General features: G+C 66.4%; 1 protein-coding gene. It reads right to left on the bottom strand.

Annotated elements, in window-relative coordinates:
- Nucleotides 1-1,039 (bottom strand): IS481 family transposase (locus AB0J62_RS40455; protein WP_363883210.1); only part of this gene is annotated, 1,039 nt, incomplete at its 3' end.
- Between the last annotated feature and the right edge of the window lie 118 nt (nucleotides 1,040-1,157).

Genomic DNA, 1,157 nt, shown 5'->3' with positions numbered 1-1,157 from the left:
TGTATGAGGTCATGACGTTGGTGATGTGTTGGTGGAGTCGGGCGGCGGGTGGTTGGTTTCCGGCGGTGGTGTGGGGTCGATGGTAGTTGTAGTGGATGTTCCAGATGGCGAGGGCCTGGGTGCGTTGGTGTTCGCTGGTCCAGGTTCGGGCGTAGAGGAATTCTTCGGTGAGGATGCGGTTGTAGCGCTCGATTTTGCCGTTGTGGCGTGGGGTGTAGGGGGTGATGCGCTGGTGGCGGGCTCCGCGCAGGACGGTGGCGAAGTCGTGGGCTTTGTAGCAGGCGCCGTTGTCGGTGACGATGCGGTGGATGTGGGTGATGCCGTGGGCGGCGAAGAAGGCGCGGGCGCGGTGGGTGAACTCGATCGCGGTGGCGGCTTTCTCGTCGGGTAGGGCTTCGGTGTAGGCCAAGCGGGAGTAGCCGTCGATGGCCGAGTGCAGGTAGGTGTAGCCGGTGCGCCGGGCTGATTGCTGGCCGGGCTGGTGGGGCTGGTTGCGGGTGGTGTGGCGTTTCTTGGCGCGTTCGGCCTGGCGGGCCTGTGGACTGCCTTTGCCGTGGACTCGCCAGCCGCCGCCATCAGGTATCTGGCCGGTCTTCTTCACGTCGAGGTGGATCATGTGACCGGGCCAGCGGGCGATGATGCGGCGTGGTTGGCGGTTGGTGGCGCCGGTGGGGTCGATGAAGCGGCGCTGGTTGAGTCCGAGATGGGCCAGGTGGCGGGTGACGGTACGACGGCTGATCGTGGTCCCGGCGATGCCGAGCTCGAACGCGATCCGCGACGCCGGCCACTTGTGGTCGCGGCGCATCGCCTCGATCCGAGCCACCACCGGCGCCGCAGTCGCGGTGGGCTGGCGGTGTGGCGCTGACGAACGGTCCAGCAGACCGGCCTCGCCGAACTGTCGGTACCGGTTCACCCACTTCGACGCGCACTGGCGCGAGATCCCCATCTCGGCAGCGACATGAGCGATCGGACGGGTACGGCAGCGCGCTACCAGGCGGCGCCGGCCTTCGACGGACAACGGGGCATTACGGTGGGACACAGGACGGATCTTTCGGCTTCGGCAGATGGGTGACTTGGCAGTTCTCATCCTGCCGCCGAAGGATCCGTCCCCCTTACTCAACCCCACCGTCAACAACCTCATGACCCGCAACAGCTAG

This window comes from Kribbella sp. NPDC049584 (genome assembly GCF_040675555.1).
GTDB lineage: Bacteria > Actinomycetota > Actinomycetes > Propionibacteriales > Kribbellaceae > Kribbella.
The sequence above is the reverse complement of the archived record's forward strand: the minus strand, read 5'-3'. Positions and strand labels throughout refer to the sequence as shown.